Annotated in this window: 14 protein-coding genes; 9 read left to right on the forward strand and 5 right to left on the reverse strand. The window is 60.1% G+C overall.

Features of this window, described 5'->3' with window-relative positions; all coding sequences use genetic code 11:
• Nucleotides 1–3 precede the first annotated feature (3 nt).
• The 3 genes from ACA041_RS26855 (at nucleotide 4) to ACA041_RS26865 (ending at nucleotide 1,843) form a co-directional block, all read left to right on the forward strand.
• The gene (locus ACA041_RS26855) at nucleotides 4–486 is read left to right on the forward strand and encodes a GNAT family N-acetyltransferase (RefSeq protein WP_497438586.1); all 483 of its coding nucleotides are present in this window, start codon (nucleotides 4–6) and stop codon (nucleotides 484–486) included.
• Nucleotides 487–683: 197 nt separating this feature from the next.
• The gene (locus ACA041_RS26860; RefSeq protein WP_497438587.1) at nucleotides 684–1,010 is read left to right on the forward strand and encodes a hypothetical protein; all 327 of its coding nucleotides are present in this window, start codon (nucleotides 684–686) and stop codon (nucleotides 1,008–1,010) included.
• 83 nt (nucleotides 1,011–1,093) lie between these two features.
• Nucleotides 1,094–1,843: a YkgJ family cysteine cluster protein gene (locus tag ACA041_RS26865; RefSeq protein ID WP_497438588.1), complete on the forward strand. Its 750-nt coding sequence runs from the start codon at nucleotides 1,094–1,096 to the stop codon at nucleotides 1,841–1,843.
• A gap of 144 nt (nucleotides 1,844–1,987) precedes the next feature.
• On the opposite strand, the gene ACA041_RS26870 is transcribed toward ACA041_RS26865, so the two are convergent.
• Nucleotides 1,988–2,245 (reverse strand): hypothetical protein, encoded by a 258-nt coding sequence (locus ACA041_RS26870; protein WP_150797371.1) that lies wholly within the window; start codon nucleotides 2,243–2,245, stop codon nucleotides 1,988–1,990.
• Nucleotides 2,246–2,556: 311 nt separating this feature from the next.
• Here ACA041_RS26870 and ACA041_RS26875 point away from each other — a divergent pair, with 311 nt between their 5' ends.
• The 6 genes from ACA041_RS26875 (at nucleotide 2,557) to ACA041_RS26900 (ending at nucleotide 11,005) form a co-directional block, all read left to right on the forward strand.
• On the forward strand, nucleotides 2,557–3,717 hold the full coding sequence (locus ACA041_RS26875) for an efflux RND transporter periplasmic adaptor subunit (RefSeq protein WP_497438589.1): 1,161 nt from the start codon (nucleotides 2,557–2,559) through the stop codon (nucleotides 3,715–3,717).
• Nucleotides 3,714–6,815 (forward strand): multidrug efflux RND transporter permease subunit, encoded by a 3,102-nt coding sequence (locus ACA041_RS26880; RefSeq protein ID WP_497438590.1) that lies wholly within the window; start codon nucleotides 3,714–3,716, stop codon nucleotides 6,813–6,815. Before ACA041_RS26875 ends, ACA041_RS26880 begins: the two co-directional genes overlap by 4 nt.
• 9 nt (nucleotides 6,816–6,824) lie before the next feature.
• Complete coding sequence (locus tag ACA041_RS26885; protein WP_497438591.1) at nucleotides 6,825–7,502, forward strand: heavy metal response regulator transcription factor; 678 nt, start codon at nucleotides 6,825–6,827, stop codon at nucleotides 7,500–7,502.
• A complete protein-coding gene (locus tag ACA041_RS26890) occupies nucleotides 7,492–8,856 on the forward strand; it encodes a heavy metal sensor histidine kinase (protein ID WP_497438592.1) in 1,365 nt (454 codons plus the stop codon). Before ACA041_RS26885 ends, ACA041_RS26890 begins: the two co-directional genes overlap by 11 nt.
• 119 nt (nucleotides 8,857–8,975) lie before the next feature.
• Complete coding sequence (locus ACA041_RS26895) at nucleotides 8,976–9,200, forward strand: hypothetical protein (RefSeq protein WP_497438593.1); 225 nt, start codon at nucleotides 8,976–8,978, stop codon at nucleotides 9,198–9,200.
• Between the two features lie 308 nt (nucleotides 9,201–9,508).
• Nucleotides 9,509–11,005 carry a GGDEF domain-containing protein gene (locus ACA041_RS26900; RefSeq protein ID WP_497438594.1) on the forward strand — a complete coding sequence of 499 codons (1,497 nt, stop codon included), beginning with the start codon at nucleotides 9,509–9,511 and terminating at the stop codon, nucleotides 11,003–11,005.
• 96 nt (nucleotides 11,006–11,101) lie between these two features.
• On the opposite strand, the gene lpxC is transcribed toward ACA041_RS26900, so the two are convergent.
• The 4 genes from lpxC to ACA041_RS26920 form a co-directional block, all read right to left on the reverse strand.
• A complete protein-coding gene (lpxC, locus tag ACA041_RS26905; protein ID WP_064675983.1) occupies nucleotides 11,102–12,013 on the reverse strand; it encodes a UDP-3-O-acyl-N-acetylglucosamine deacetylase in 912 nt (303 codons plus the stop codon).
• Between the two features lie 112 nt (nucleotides 12,014–12,125).
• Nucleotides 12,126–13,319 carry a cell division protein FtsZ gene (gene ftsZ, locus ACA041_RS26910; protein WP_497438595.1) on the reverse strand — a complete coding sequence of 398 codons (1,194 nt, stop codon included), beginning with the start codon at nucleotides 13,317–13,319 and terminating at the stop codon, nucleotides 12,126–12,128.
• A gap of 71 nt (nucleotides 13,320–13,390) precedes the next feature.
• A complete protein-coding gene (gene ftsA, locus ACA041_RS26915) occupies nucleotides 13,391–14,650 on the reverse strand; it encodes a cell division protein FtsA (RefSeq protein ID WP_033061341.1) in 1,260 nt (419 codons plus the stop codon).
• A gap of 15 nt (nucleotides 14,651–14,665) precedes the next feature.
• Entirely contained in the window at nucleotides 14,666–15,535 is an 870-nt protein-coding gene (locus ACA041_RS26920) for a cell division protein FtsQ/DivIB (RefSeq protein ID WP_497438596.1), read from the reverse strand.
• Nucleotides 15,536–15,538: the final 3 nt, after the last annotated feature.

Consider the following 15,538-nt stretch of genomic DNA (forward strand, 5'->3'; position numbering starts at 1 on the left):
GCCTTGGCCGAGGACTTTTGCTTTCTGCTGCGGCGCGACCTTGCCGAGGCGCTGCCCGCTATCGCCTGGCCTGAAGGGGTCGTCCTGAACGACTACCGCCCGGAACTGGCGCACGCAGTGCATCACTTGATGCAGCTGGGCTACCGGGAAGGTGGCGGCCGCGTGCCGGCGCTCGATGTCTGGCAACGGCGTTTCGAAACCGACCCCGAGTACGATCCGACGCTGTGCTTCATCGCCATGGACGCCGAGGGCATCGTTGGCGTGTGCCAATGCTGGACCAGCGCCTATATCAAGAATCTGGTGGTGGATCCGCGGGCTCAGGGCCAGGGATTGGGGCGTGCCTTGCTGCTGCATGCTTTCAGCGTGTTTAAGCAGCGGCGCGAAGGTTATGTGGATTTGAAGGTATTGGAAGACAATCTTCGGGCGCAGCGCTTGTATGAAAATGCCGGGATGTATGTGGTTCGCCGGGAGCCGGTTCCGGTCTGACACACCGCCTTCGCGAGCAAGCCCGCTCCCACATTTGATCTTCATGAGGCACAGATTTTGTGTACGACGAAAATTCACTGTGGGAGCGGTGGTGCGACGATTCGACTTGCTCGCGAAGAGGCCGACACATTCAACGCAAAACCATCAGGCATACTCCGGGGACGGCCAACACCCAACTCTCCAAGGACGCTTCAACCATGAGATCTGCAACCCTGACCTTCCTCTGCCTCACCGCCCTCGCCACCCAGGCACACGCCTCCAGCCCCGACGCCTGGGCCGCCTACGACAAAACAGTGCTCGCCAGTTGCACCAAGGCCAGCGGCCTGAAGAATGCCAAACCCGTCGGCAACGCCGCGCAGTTCGATGACCGGGTTGGCTATACCGCCCTTCTGTTGCAAGGCCCGTACCCGCAAAAACACATGAAAGGTCAGCAAGGCACCGAGTTGTGCCTCTACAACAAGAAAAGCAAAACCGCCTATGTGACCGAGTGGGACTCCATCCGTCCAACCGCCAAGGCGCAGTGACTGGCGCATTACTTGCTTCGGTACGAGCCTTTACGGTGGCTTTCTGACGCCGTTTCATGCCCTCACATGCGACCGACTGCTCAATGAATACGACGTTTTCCTGCGTAGGTTGTGGCAAATGCTGCAACGACCACCACGTGCCCCTGACCTTGGACGAAGCCAGAATGTGGGCCGCCGACGGCGGTCAAGTCATCGTGTTGGTGGAAGGTTTCCTGAGCAATGGCCTGGGCCTGCCCGCGCAGCAACGCGAACATGCCGAACGTCGTTCGGTGGTGGTTCGCAGTGGCGCAGCCGAGGCTTTCGTCGCGATTACCTTTGCCGCCTACAACGTCGGCCCTTGCCGGAATCTTGACGAAGAAAACCGTTGCCGCATCTACGAACGCCGGCCGTTGGTGTGTCGCATCTATCCGATGGAAATCAATCCGCACATTCCCCTGAACACGGCGGTGAAGGAATGTCCGACCGAGTCATGGGAAAAAGGACCGGATCTGATTGTCGGTGGCGAATTGGTGGATCAGGCGTTGGTGGAATTGATCCAGCGCTCCCGTCAGGCGGATCGCGATGATATTCAGACCAAGGATGCCATTTGCGCATTGTTGGGTATTCGCACGACGGCACTGAAGGGCGATGGATTCACCGCTTACCTGCCGGACATGGCGGCGTTTGCTTCTGTGACCGATCAGGTGGCTGGAAAGACGCTGGATGACTGGGGCAGCGAATGGCAGTTCCATGTGTCGGGCGATAACATCGCCGGGCAAGTGCTGGAGGCCGGGGCGCAAGTGGTGACTGATGCGCCTCTGAACTATGCGTTTATTTCGTTGCGGGCGGCCTGATTCACGGCTGCGTCGCTGGTGATGGCCCCTTCGCGAGCAGGCTCGCTCCCACAGTTGACCGCGATCTGACAGGAAATCCGGTCGAAAATGTGGGAGCGAGCCTGCTCGCGAAAGCGGCAGATCAGACATTGCAGAACTTGAACCTTAACGCTTACCCATCGAACGACGAGTGCCAGGAGGCGCAGCGCCGGGCGTCTTGGTGTGACCGTTCTTCGCGCCATTCTTGTACCAGGGCTGACTGGCATTCTTGGCGGCGGCCAGTTCACCCGGTTTGAACGGGAACTTGAACGCCGGAATCGCGGCTTTGGTTTCGCTGTCTGCGCTGGAGTCGACGCTGTCTGGCAGGTCTGCCTGGTCGTCGCTCGAGGCGTCGGCAACCGGCGGTTGTGTCGGGGAAGTCATGAAAGCTCCGGGTGATGCAATAGAGTCGGGCCCGGTCAGCGAGCCGCGAAAGGCAGCAGTATACCTTCCCCACGATCCTGTAGGAGCGAGCTTGCTCGCGAAAATCGTCCAAGGCACCGCGTTCATCCAGGCAGCCGGCGTTATCGCTAACGTCCATCGTCGGAACGCCGCCCTGAGCAAGCTCGCTTACGCCCCCCCCCAAACTGACAGCGCCGTCAGTTAGCCGTCACCATCCTGACGGGCGAACAGGTTTATAAAGGAAGGTATAAACCTGAAAAAATTCCGACCACCCTGCCCGGCGCCCCACTCGCATGCGAATTCAGAAAAAAACCGCCTTGATCGCCGGTCTGCTGATCGCCTTGGCAGCGCTGGGCACCTGGCACCTCACCAAGCCTGCGACGGCAAAACTGGCCGCCCCCACCGCCATCCCCGTGCGCGTGGTCGCCGTCGCCGAAAAAGATGTCCCCCGCTACGTCAGCGGCATTGGCTCGGTGTTATCGCTGCACAGTGTGGTGGTGCGCCCGCAGATCGACGGCATTCTCACCAGAATCCTGGTCAAGGAAGGCCAATTGGTGAACAAAGGCGACCTGCTGGCCACCATCGACGACCGTTCGATCCGCGCCAGTCTCGACCAGGCCCGGGCGCAACTGGGTGAAAGCCAGGCGCAGCTGCAAGTCGCGCTGGTCAACCTCAAGCGCTACAAACTGCTGAGCGTCGACGACGGCGTTTCCAAACAGACCTACGACCAGCAACAGGCCCTGGTCAACCAACTCAAGGCCACCGTGCAGGGTAATCAGGCTTCGATCGACGCCGCTCAGGTGCAGCTTTCCTACACGCAGATTCGCTCTCCGGTGACCGGTCGCGTTGGTATTCGCACGGTGGACGAAGGCAACTTCCTGCGCATGAGCGACGCCCAGGGCTTGTTCACCGTGACCCAGATCGATCCGATTGCCGTCGAGTTTTCCCTGCCGCAGCAAATGCTGCCGACCCTGCAAGGCTTGATCAACGATCCCCGGCGCGCCCTGGTCAAGGCCTACATCGGCGCCGACACCGACGGCGAAACCGGCAACTTGCTGGGTGAAGGCCAGCTGACCCTGATCGACAACCAGATCAACGCCAACACCGGGACCATCCGCGCCAAGGCCGAGTTCAACAACCCCGGGCAGAAACTCTGGCCAGGCCTGCTGGTGACGGTAAAGATTCAGACCGCGGTGGATAAAGACGCGCTGGTGGTGCCGCCCACTGTCGTACAACGCGGCCTCGATCAACATTTCGTCTATCGGGTCAACGGTGACAAGGTCGAAACCGTCCAGGTGCAGATGGTCCACCAGGGCAGCGGCCAGGACATCATCAAAGGCGTCAAGCCCGGTGATGTGCTGGTCAGCGACGGCCAGTCGCGGCTCAAGCAAGGCTCCACAGTCCAGGTACTGACCGACCCGCCGCAAGTGGTCCAGTCGCAGGAGCAACCATGAAAGGTCACGGCTCGGTTTCGGCGTGGTGCATCGATCATCCGGTGGCAACGATCCTGCTGACCTTCGCCCTGGTATTGCTCGGTGTCATCGCGTTCCCGCGCTTGCCCATCGCGCCGCTCCCGGAAGCCGAATTCCCGACCATCCAGGTGGCCGCGCAACTGCCCGGCGCCAGTCCGGAAACCATGGCATCGTCAGTGGCTACACCGCTTGAAGTGCAGTTCAGCGCCATTCCCGGCGTGACCCAGATGACTTCGAGCAGCGCCTTGGGCTCGACCAACCTGACCCTGCAATTCACCCTCGACAAAAGCATCGACACCGCTGCCCAGGAAGTCCAGGCGGCGATCAACACCGCCGCTGGCAAACTGCCCAAGGACATGCCGACCCTGCCGACCTGGCGCAAGGTCAACCCGGCCGACAGCCCGGTGCTGATCCTTAGCATCAACTCGACCCAGATGCCCGGCACGGAACTCAGCGACCTGGTAGAAACCCTGCTCTCGCGCCAGATCAGCCAGATCGATGGCGTAGGCCAGATCAACATCACCGGTCAGCAACGCCCGGCCATCCGCGTCCAGGCCTCGGCGGACAAACTCGCCGCCATCGGCCTGACCCTGGCCGACATTCGCCTGGCGCTGCAGCAGACCAGCCTCAACCTGGCCAAGGGGGCCCTGTACGGCGAGTCGAGCATTTCGACCCTGTCCACCAACGACCAGTTGTTCCACCCTGAGGAATACAGCCAACTCATTGTTTCCTACAAAGACGGTGCGCCGGTTCATCTCAGAGATGTCGCGAAAGTGGTCAACGGATCGGAAAACGCCTACGTCCAGGCGTGGGCCGGCGATCAACCGGGCGTCAACCTGGTGATCTTCCGCCAGCCGGGGGCCAACATCGTCGAGACCGTGGATCGGGTTCAGGCGGCCTTGCCGACGCTGGTGGCCATGCTGCCCGCCTCGGTCCAGGTCGGGGTGCTGGTCGACCGGACCCAGACCATCCGCGCCTCGTTGCACGAAGTGGAAATCACCTTGCTGATTGCGATCCTGCTGGTGGTCGCGGTGATGGCGATGTTCCTGCGTCAACTGTCGGCGACACTGATCGTCACCGCAGTGCTCGGGGTGTCGTTGATCGCCAGTTTCGCCCTGATGTACATCATGGGCTTCAGCCTGAACAACCTGACGCTGGTGGCGATCGTGGTGGCCGTGGGGTTTGTGGTCGACGATGCGATTGTGGTGGTGGAGAACATTCACCGGCATCTTGAAGCGGGCGACGGCATGCGCGAAGCGGCGATCAAGGGCGCCGGCGAGATCGGGTTTACCGTGGTCTCGATCAGTTTCTCGCTGGTCGCGGCGTTCATTCCGCTGCTGTTCATGGGTGGCGTGGTCGGGCGGCTGTTCAAGGAATTCGCCCTGACCGCAACCTCGACCATCATGATCTCGGTGGTGGTGTCCCTGACTCTGGCGCCGACCCTGGCCGCGCTATTCATGCGTGCGCCGGTGCATCATGCCCACGACAAACCGGGTTTCGGCGAGCGCTTGCTGGCGTGGTACGAGAAAGGCCTGCGTCGTGCTCTCGCCCATCAGAAGTTGATGATCGGCGTGTTCGGTCTGTCCCTGGTGCTGGCCATCACCGGTTACATCTTTATTCCGAAGGGCTTCTTCCCGGTGCAGGACACCGGTTTCGTGCTGGGCACCACCGAGGCAGCCGCTGATATTTCCTACGGCGACATGGTGAAAAAACACCTGGCGATGGCCGAGATCGTCGCTGCCGACCCGGCTGTGGAGGCTTTTTCCCACTCGGTCGGCGTCTCGGGCAGTAACCAGACGATTGCCAACGGACGCTTTTGGATCTCCCTGAAAAAACGCGGCGACCGCGACGTTTCCGCCAGTGAGTTCATCGACCGGATTCGTCCGCAACTGATGAAAGTCCCGGGCATCGTGCTGTACCTGCGCGCCGGCCAGGACATCAACCTCAGTTCCGGCCCGAGCCGCGCCCAGTACCAATACGTACTCAAGAGCAACGACGGCGCGACCCTCAGCACCTGGACCCAGCGCCTGACGGAAAAACTGCGCGGCAACCCGGCCTTCCGCGACATTTCCAACGACCTGCAACTGGGGGGCAGCATTACCCACATCAGCATCGATCGCAGCGCAGCGGCACGTTTCGGCCTCACCGCCAGTGATGTCGACGAAGCGCTGTATGACGCCTTCGGTCAGCGGCAGATCAACGAATTCCAGACCCAGACCAACCAGTACAACGTGATCCTGGAACTGGACACCAGACAACGCGGCAAAGCCGAAAGCCTCAACTACTTCTACCTGCGCTCGCCATTGAGCGGGGAAATGGTGCCGCTCTCGGCGCTGGCGAAATTCGATGCGCCGACCATCGGTCCGTTATCCATCGCCCATGATGGCATGTTCCCGGCCGCCAACCTGTCGTTCAACCTGGCACCCGGCGTGGCCTTGGGCGATGCGGTGATCATGCTCAATCAGGCCAAGGCCGAAATCGGCATGCCGACCGCCATCAGCGGTAACTTCCAGGGCGCGGCCCAGGCGTTCCAGAGTTCGCTGGCCAGCCAGCCCTGGCTGATCCTGGCGGCGCTGGTGGCGGTGTATATCATTCTCGGCGTGCTCTACGAGAGCTTCGTGCATCCGCTGACGATCATCTCGACCCTGCCGTCGGCGGGGCTCGGAGCGGTGATCATGTTGTGGATCTGGGGCCAGGACTTTTCGATCATGGCGCTGATCGGGCTGGTGCTGTTGATCGGGATCGTGAAGAAAAATGGCATCCTGATGATCGACTTCGCCCTCGAAGCCCAGCGCAAAGGCGGCCTGTCGGCTGAAGAGGCGATTTACCAGGCCTGTATCACCCGGTTCCGGCCGATCATCATGACCACCCTCGCCGCCCTGCTCGGCGCGCTGCCGCTGATGCTCGGTTACGGCACCGGCGCCGAACTGCGCCAGCCCTTGGGGATCGCGGTCGTTGGCGGCTTGCTGGTAAGCCAGGCGCTGACGCTGTTCACCACTCCGGTCATATACTTGTGGCTCGAGCGGCTATTTCACCGGCCCAAACCAGAGCCAGTACCGGCGCTGGCGACCACAGACTGAGGCGGGGTCATGCGCGTTCTGATTATCGAAGACGAGGAAAAAACCGCGGACTATCTGCATCGCGGCCTGACGGAACAGGGTTACACCGTGGACCTGGCGCGCGACGGCGTTGGCGGCTTGCACCTGGCGCTGGAAAGCGACTACGCGGTGATCGTCCTCGACGTCATGCTGCCGGGCCTCGACGGCTTCGGCGTACTGCGCGCGTTGCGTGCGCGCAAGCAAACCCCGGTGATCATGCTCACCGCCCGCGAGCGTGTGGAAGACCGCATCAAAGGCCTGCGCGACGGTGCCGACGATTACCTCGGCAAGCCGTTTTCCTTCCTCGAACTGGTGGCACGGCTACAGGCGTTGACCCGCCGCAGTGGCGGCCATGAACCGGTGCAGGTGAGCATCGCCGACCTGTGGATCGATTTGATCAGCCGCAAAGCCACCCGCGCCGGTACTCGACTGGACCTGACCGCCAAGGAGTTCTCGCTGCTGAGCGTGCTGGCCCGTCGCCAAGGTGAAATCCTGTCGAAAACCGCCATCGCCGAGATGGTCTGGGACATCAATTTCGACAGCGACGCGAATGTCGTCGAGGTCGCGATCAAACGCCTGCGGGCCAAGCTCGACGGGCCCTTCGAAGAGAAATTGCTGCACACCATCCGCGGCATGGGTTATGTGCTGGAGAGCCGTGGTGTCCAGTAACTCGATCGCATTGCGCCTGAGCGGGATGTTTACGCTGGTGGCGCTCCTGGTGTTCCTGTTGATCGGCTGGGCCTTGTACCAGCAGGTCGACAAGGGCCTGGGTCTGCTGCCCGAAGCCGAGCTGGATGCTCGCTACAGCGTGCTCGAATCCACCGTCGGCCGCTATGGCACGCCGGAGCATTGGGTGAAGATCAACAACAAGCTCAAGCTGCTGGGTGAAGAAGACAAGCGCATCAGTTTCTGGATCATCAGCGGCGACCCTCATTACGAATACGGCAACCTGACGCCGCAGATTCGCGCCTTTGCCCAGGGGCCGCTGGGCATGCGCGACCTGAAACTGCCGAATCAACCTTATCCATTGAAGGTGCTGGTCAGCCAGTTTCCGGCCAAGGATCAGCGGCCGCCGCTGCGTTTCATGATCGGCATCGACACCGAAACGTTTTTACAGACTCAGCACCATTTGCTGATCGCCCTGATCAGTCTGGCGATTATTGGTGTGTTACTGGCTTCGGCCCTCGGCTATTGGGTGGCGCGGATCGGCCTCAAGCCCTTGATCAAGCTGTCTCAGGAAGCGCAACGCCTGGCCCCGCCGTTGCGCTCCGGGCGCTTGCGACTCGCGTCACTGCCACCTGAACTCAATCAGTTCGTCAACTCGTTCAACTCCACGCTCGAGCGGGTCGAACAGGCTTATTCGCGCCTTGAATCATTCAACGCCGACGTCGCCCACGAACTGCGCTCGCCGCTGACCAACCTGATTGGCCAGACCCAGGTGGCACTGACCCGTGGCCGTTCAGCCGAACACTACTTCGAAGTGCTGCAATCGAACCTCGAAGAGCTTGAGCGGCTGCGTTCGATCATCAATGACATGCTGTTTCTCGCCAGTGCCGACCAGGGCAGCAAGGCCACCAAACTGACGTCCACGTCCCTGGCGGATGAGGTGGCAACGACCCTGGAATACCTGGATTTCATCCTCGAAGACGCCCAGGTCCAGGTGCAGGTCAGCGGCGATGCCCAGGTGCGGATCGAAATCGCTCACCTGCGCCGGGCATTGATCAACCTGCTGAGCAATGCCGTGCAACACACTGACCCTGGGCAAGTGATCCAGGTGCAGATCGAAGTCGAGGAGAATCAGGTCAGCATCGGTGTGGCGAACCCGGGATCGCCGATTGCCAGCGAGCATCTGCCGCGACTGTTCGAGCGCTTCTATCGGGTCGATGCTTCGCGCAGCAACAGTGGCAACAACCACGGCCTGGGACTGGCAATCGTCAAGGCGATTGCACTGATGCATGGTGGGGATGTGTTTGTGCGCAGCGATCACGGCATGAATACCTTCGGCATCCACCTTCCGGTCTGACGGCGCGATCCTTGTATTTTCCGCAACAGTCCTTTCATGAATCTGCTCTTTTTCCCTTCTGCAAAGCGCCTTATCGTTGCCGCACCAAACAGCACTTGCCAAGCAAGAAGGTTTAAAAGATGTCCAACATTATGGGTATTGCCAGCGCTTTCGTTTTGTCCTCGTTGTTCCTGTCTCCGATCGCCATGGCTGAAGAGTCGCAGTCTTTCGTCGCGCACAATAACGCACGAGCTGCAGCGTACGAAGAGTATCAGAACGAAATGACGGCCAAGGCTCAGGACGCTGCGCAAACCCCTCAAGCGTCGACCAATCGGGCCCAGACCGGTCTGGAGAAAGACAGCTGATTGTCAGCAATGACTCTGTTTCCCTCGACTCTTTTCATCGGCTCTTCCCTTGAAAAGTTGTCTTCAAAGCCGCTGCTATCAGCGGCTTTTTTTTTCGGTTCCTTACACTCCCTGCAATGATAACCGCTGATCATCGGCGAGCCCTTCATCTTTTTCCGACGTCGTCCACCAATAAGGCCAGCATGTTTTGCTGGCCTTTTTTTTTCCCGGGATTTATACAGGCGCTGTATACGCAACCGGTGTCCGGCGCCCAGCCCCGACGCCTGCACAGGAAGTTTCTTATCGCCTTATCAGTAGAAGTCAGAACCATGAGTGTGCGCCATGCGATACCTCACCACCCGATCCGTTCCAAGCGATCGGAACGGATTCTGATTCTCGGCAGTATGCTGTTGGTGATTGCAATACTGAGTATCGTCGCCTTCCTGCTGATCCGTGAACGCGCCAATGCCGAGCTGTCGGCCACTCGCGCCGCGTCCAATATCGTGCAATTGATCGACGCCGACGTGCTGCGCAACATACAACTCTACGATCTGTCGTTGCTGGGCTTGATTGCTGCCTCTGGGCGAGAAGACCTCAAATCCGTCTCCCCGCTCATCCGCCATCTGGCCTTGTTCGACCGAGCCACTGCTGCGCCCTTCAAGGGCGACATGTTGCTGCTCGACAGCCAGGGCGAGGTCGTTGCCGACTCGGCCTCGGTGGAGCCCAGGAAGGGCAACTTTGCCGACCGCGAATTTTTCCAGGCCCATGTGCATGACCCAGATCAGGGCATGTTCATCAGCCGCCCGTTCAAGTCTGCCGAGGCAGGACATGAGTGGCGTATCAGTTTCAGCCGCCGGATCAGCGACACCCAGGGCCAATTCCTCGGCGTCGCCGAAGCCGCCATGCGCTTGAGTTACTTCGATCAGTTGTTCAACAGTTTGAACATCGGTCGAGACAGTACGATCACTCTGATCAGCCAGGACGGTATTCTCCTGGCCCTGGAACCACGTCCGGCCGAAGAGTTGATCGGCAAGGACTTCAGCAACCGTCCCAACTTCCAGCGCATCGTCAAAGAAGGCAACGGCAGCTTCACCAGCATTTCCAGCCATTACCAGGATGAACGCCTGTACACGTTTTCCCAGGTCGGCGACTTGCCGTTGATCGTTATCGTTGCGCTGTCCAGCGATGAAGTCTTTGCGTCATGGAAGCGTACGGCGCTGGTGGTCAGCCTGGCGACCCTGGCGCTGTGCGTGAGCCTGCTCTGGCTGACCTGGTTGTTCAGCCGGGAATTGCGCCTGCGGCATAACGCCGAGCAGGAATTGGCGCAACTGGCGGCCACGGATGCGTTGACCGGTCTGGCCAACCGCCGAACCCTGGATCAGGTGCTGCGCCATGAATGGTTTCGTGCCCAACGTTCAGGCATGCCGCTGTCGCTGCTGATGATCGATGCCGACCACTTCAAGGCCTTCAACGATCGCCATGGGCATCAGGCTGGCGATGATGCGTTGCGCTCGGTGGCCAAGGTGATCAGCGCCCATGTCCGACGTCCGGCGGATCTGGTTGCCCGTTATGGTGGCGAGGAATTTTCGGTGATTCTCGCGGAAACCGACAGCCAGGGTGCGCAGCAGATTGCCCAACACATCCGTTCAGCGGTCGAGCAGCTGCGATTGACGGGGAATGCCGAGTCACCGATGACTGTCAGTATTGGTATCAGCACCTGGACCACAAAAAGCGATATCAGCCTGGAGCAGTTGCTGTATGCCGCGGACAAGGCGTTGTATCAGGCCAAGGAATGTGGGCGTAATCGTGTGGTGGCTGCGAACTGAAATTGATGTTGTGCCGACTTGCCCGAACACCGCAAAAAACAGGCATAAAAAAAGGCCACCCGAAGGCAGCCTTGAAAAACTAGAGAGGTTTTTTGCTTACACCGCCGCAACAGGGCGCATGTAAGAGATCGGTGCAGTACTGGCGTCTTCGAAAGTCACGACTTCCCAGGCATCTGTCTGCTCAATCAACTTGCGCAGCAGCTGGTTGTTCAAAGCATGCCCGGACTTGAAGCCCTTGAACTCACCAATCAGGCTATTGCCCAACAGGTAGAGGTCACCAATTGCATCGAGGATCTTGTGCTTCACGAATTCGTCTTCATAACGAAGGCCGTCTTCGTTCAGTACACCATCCGCGTCGACCACAATAGCGTTTTCGACGCTGCCGCCGAGTGCGAGGTTGTGCTTGCGCAGATACTCGATGTCACTCATGAAACCAAAGGTACGGGCGCGGCTGACTTCTTTTACGAACGAAGTGCTGGAAAAATCCACGCTTGCACTTTGTGTGCGGTCACGGAAAACCGGGTGATCGAAATCGATCTCGAAACTCACCTTGAAGCCTTCGAAAGGGACGAAAGTGGCGCGCTTGTCGCCGTCTTCCACTGTCACTTCCCGCAGGATCCGAATGAATTTCTTGGCGGCGTCCTGTTCTTCCAGGCCGGCCGACTGAATCAGGAATACGAAAGGTCCAGCGCTACCATCCATGATCGGAACTTCGGACGCGGAGAGCTCGACGTAGGCGTTATCGATGCCCAGGCCAGCCATGGCCGAGAGCAAGTGCTCCACCGTATCCACCTTGGTGTCACCACTGACCAACGTGGTCGACATCGTGGTTTCACCAACGTTTTCCGCGCGTGCAGGAATCTGCACCACAGGGTCGAGGTCGGCACGACAAAACACAATGCCGGTATCGACAGGCGCTGGCTTGAGGGTCAGGTATACCTTCTCCCCGGAGTGCAGGCCTACACCTGTGGCACGGATAATATTTTTCAGTGTGCGTTGTTTAATCATGGCTTGGGCCGCTTCAGCGCAAATTGCGAACTGGTATCAACAAAGGCTGGCGATAATAGCAGACCACGCCTTTGCTGAACACCAATCACCTTCATAGCCCTGATACATTCCATCAATCGGCCTGACGACGCAGGAAAGCCGGAATGTCCAGGTAGTCCAAGTCGTCTTGCGGATTCATCTTCGCGGCAGCCGCAGCACCGGCCTGAGCCTGGTTGCGCATGACGGTCGGACGGTCCAGATCACGGTAGTTTACCGCAGGCGCTTCCTGGCGTGCAGGGGCTTGTTGTTGCGGCTGGGAGGCCATGGATGTGTGGACGGTATTGTCGATGACCTTCATAGGCTTCTCGATTTTCGCGCCCAGACCTGTGGCAACCACAGTCACGTGCAGCTCGTCGCGCATGTCCGGATCGATAACGGTACCGACCTTGACCATCGCGTGTTCGGAAGCGAAGGCTTCGATGATGCTACCCACGTCGGAGTACTCACCCAGGGACAGGTCAGGACCGGCGGTGATATTCACCAGGATGCCGCGTGCACCTTGCAGGTTCACGTCTTCCAGCAGCGGGTTGCGAATGGCCGCTTCGGTGGCCTCGCGTGCACGGTTCGGACCGCTGGCGCAGCCAGTGCCCATCATCGCCATGCCCATTTCGCTCATCACGGTCCGTACGTCGGCAAAGTCGACGTTGATCATGCCCGGGCGCTTGATGATGTCGGAGATACCGCGAACGGCACCGGCCAATACATCGTCGGCCTTGGCGAATGCGGACAGCAAGCTTGCGTCCTTGCCAAGGATGGTCAGCAGCTTCTCGTTGGGAATGGTGATCAACGAGTCGACGCTTTCAGACAGCAGACGGATACCTTCGTCGGCGATCTGCATGCGCTTGCGGCCTTCGAACGGGAACGGACGGGTCACCACCGCAACGGTGAGGATCCCCATTTCCTTGGCCACTTCAGCAATGATCGGTGCAGCACCGGTACCGGTACCGCCGCCCATGCCGGTGGTGATGAACACCATGTTGGTGCCTTGCAGGACTTCGGCGATGCGCTCACGGTCTTCGAGAGCGGCCTGACGACCTACTTCAGGGTTGGCGCCAGCGCCGAGACCTTTGGTCACGCCGGTGCCCAGTTGCAGGATGGTCCGTGCGCCAATGCTCTTGAGCGCCTGGGCATCAGTGTTGGCGCAGATGAATTCAACGCCTTCAATGTTGCTCTTGACCATGTGGTTGACGGCGTTGCCGCCGCCTCCGCCAACACCGATAACTTTAATAACCGGGCTTGCGGGGATGTTGTCTACGAGTTCGAACATTTTCCCTCTCCTTTACGTTCTCTAGTTTTTTCGCCTACTGCCTGTATCTACAACGGTGCTGCGGTAAATCTTCAGAAGTTGCCTTGTACCCAGCTCTTGAAGCGATCGAGCAGGGCGACTTTCGGTTCTTCATTGCTGTAGCTGTCGCGGCTGCTGATGCCCGAGAACGAAATCCCGTCGGACTGCTTCTGCAGGCCGTACATCAACAGGCCAACGCCAGTGGAATAAATCGGGTTGCGGACCACGTCATCCAGACCCTTGACGCCATGGGGCACGCCCAGGCGGACCGGCATGTGGAAGATCTCTTCGGCCAGTTCGACCGCGCCTTCCATCTTCGACGTACCGCCGGTCAGCACGATGCCGGCCGGGATCAGGTCTTCGTAGCCGCTGCGACGCAGTTCGGCCTGGATCAGCGTGAACAGTTCGTCGTAACGCGGCTCGACCACTTCGGCCAGGGCCTGGCGGGACAGCTCGCGCGGCGGACGGTCGCCGACACTTGGCACCTTGATGGTTTCACCGGCACCGGCCAGTTTGGCCAGGGCGCAGGCGTAGCGAATCTTGATTTCTTCGGCGTACTGGGTCGGGGTGCGCAACGCCATGGCGATGTCGTTGGTCACCTGGTCGCCCGCGATCGGGATCACCGCGGTGTGACGGATCGCGCCTTCGGTGAAGATCGCGATGTCGGTGGTGCCGCCGCCGATGTCCACCAGGCATACGCCCAGCTCTTTCTCGTCGTCGGTCAGGACCGAATACGCAGACGCCAGCTGCTCGAGAATGATGTCGTCGATTTCCAGGCCGCAGCGACGCACGCACTTTTCAATGTTCTGTGCGGCATTGACGGCGCAGGTGACCACGTGGACCTTGGCTTCCAGGCGTACGCCCGACATGCCCAGCGGCTCACGCACGCCTTCCTGGTTATCGATCACGTAATCCTGCGGCAGGGTGTGCAGCACGCGCTGGTCAGCCGGAATCGCCACGGCCTGGGCGGCGTCCAGCACGCGCTCAAGGTCGGCGGAACTGACTTCACGATCCCGAATCGCCACGATGCCGTGGGAGTTCAGGCTGCGGATGTGATTGCCCGCCACGCCGACGAACGCCGAGTGGATCCGGCAACCGGCCATCAGCTGCGCTTCCTCGATCGCGCGCTGGATCGACTGCACGGTGGACTCGATGTTCACCACCACGCCTTTCTTCAGGCCACGGGACGGATGGGTACCGATCCCGACGATTTCCAGCGTGCCGTCGTCCGAGACCTCGCCGACCAGCGCCACCACCTTGGAGGTGCCGATATCGAGACCGACGATCATTTTGCCGCTTTGCACGTTTGCCATGGGTCCTGCCTCTTCTTAATTCTTCGCGACAGCGGGTTGGGCCGTCGTGGGCGCTACAGGTTCCCGCCAGCCAACAGCGAGGCCGTTGGCGTAGCGCAGATCGATGCGCGCAATGTTCGTAATCTGTTCTTTGAGCGTCTTGTCATAGATGGCAATGAAACGGCGCATCTTTTCCACCTGGTTGCCGCGTCCCAGCAGCAGTTCGATCCCCGGACCCGCGCTGCCTGCGCCGGTGGTCAGGAACCAGCTGCCTCGATCACGCAACTCCAGCCGTGCAATCGAGAAGCCCAATGGCCTGAGCATCTGGCTCAGCACCTGGTATTGCTGCATCACTTTCTGTTGAGCCCGTTGTGGGCCGAACAGCTGTGGCAAGTGTTCGTAGTTCGCCAGTTCACGCGGGGTGAACGCCTGCCCCTGGTTGTTCAACAGCGATTCATCGCCCCAACGGGCCACCGGCAGTTGTTCTTCCAGGCGGATCACCACTTGATCCGGCCACACCCTGCGCACTTCGGCGTGGGCAATCCATGGCATCTGTTCCAGCTCGGTGCGCATGCCCGCCAGGTCGATGGTGAAGAAGCTCGACGCCACGAAAGGCGCTATCCGCTGCTGCACCGCTTGCTGGCTGATGTAACTCAAGTCGCCCTGCACGGCGATTTTGGTAATCGGCCGGTCGGCGTAGGGCAGCAAACGCTGCGCGCCTTCGTAGGTGCCGAAACCCAGTGCGACCAGCAGCACTGGCCAGAACAGGCTCTTGAGAAAACCAAAATTGGCTTTCGGCAGGCGCGCGGACATCGGCTCTTTAGCCACCATTCGGCTGGCACCGCGCGGCACCGGCTTGCGGCCGGTCGGTGCGGGGGGCTGATGTCTCAGCTGTGCGCCTTGCATGGT

The organism is Pseudomonas sp. LBUM1676, assembly GCF_059695605.1.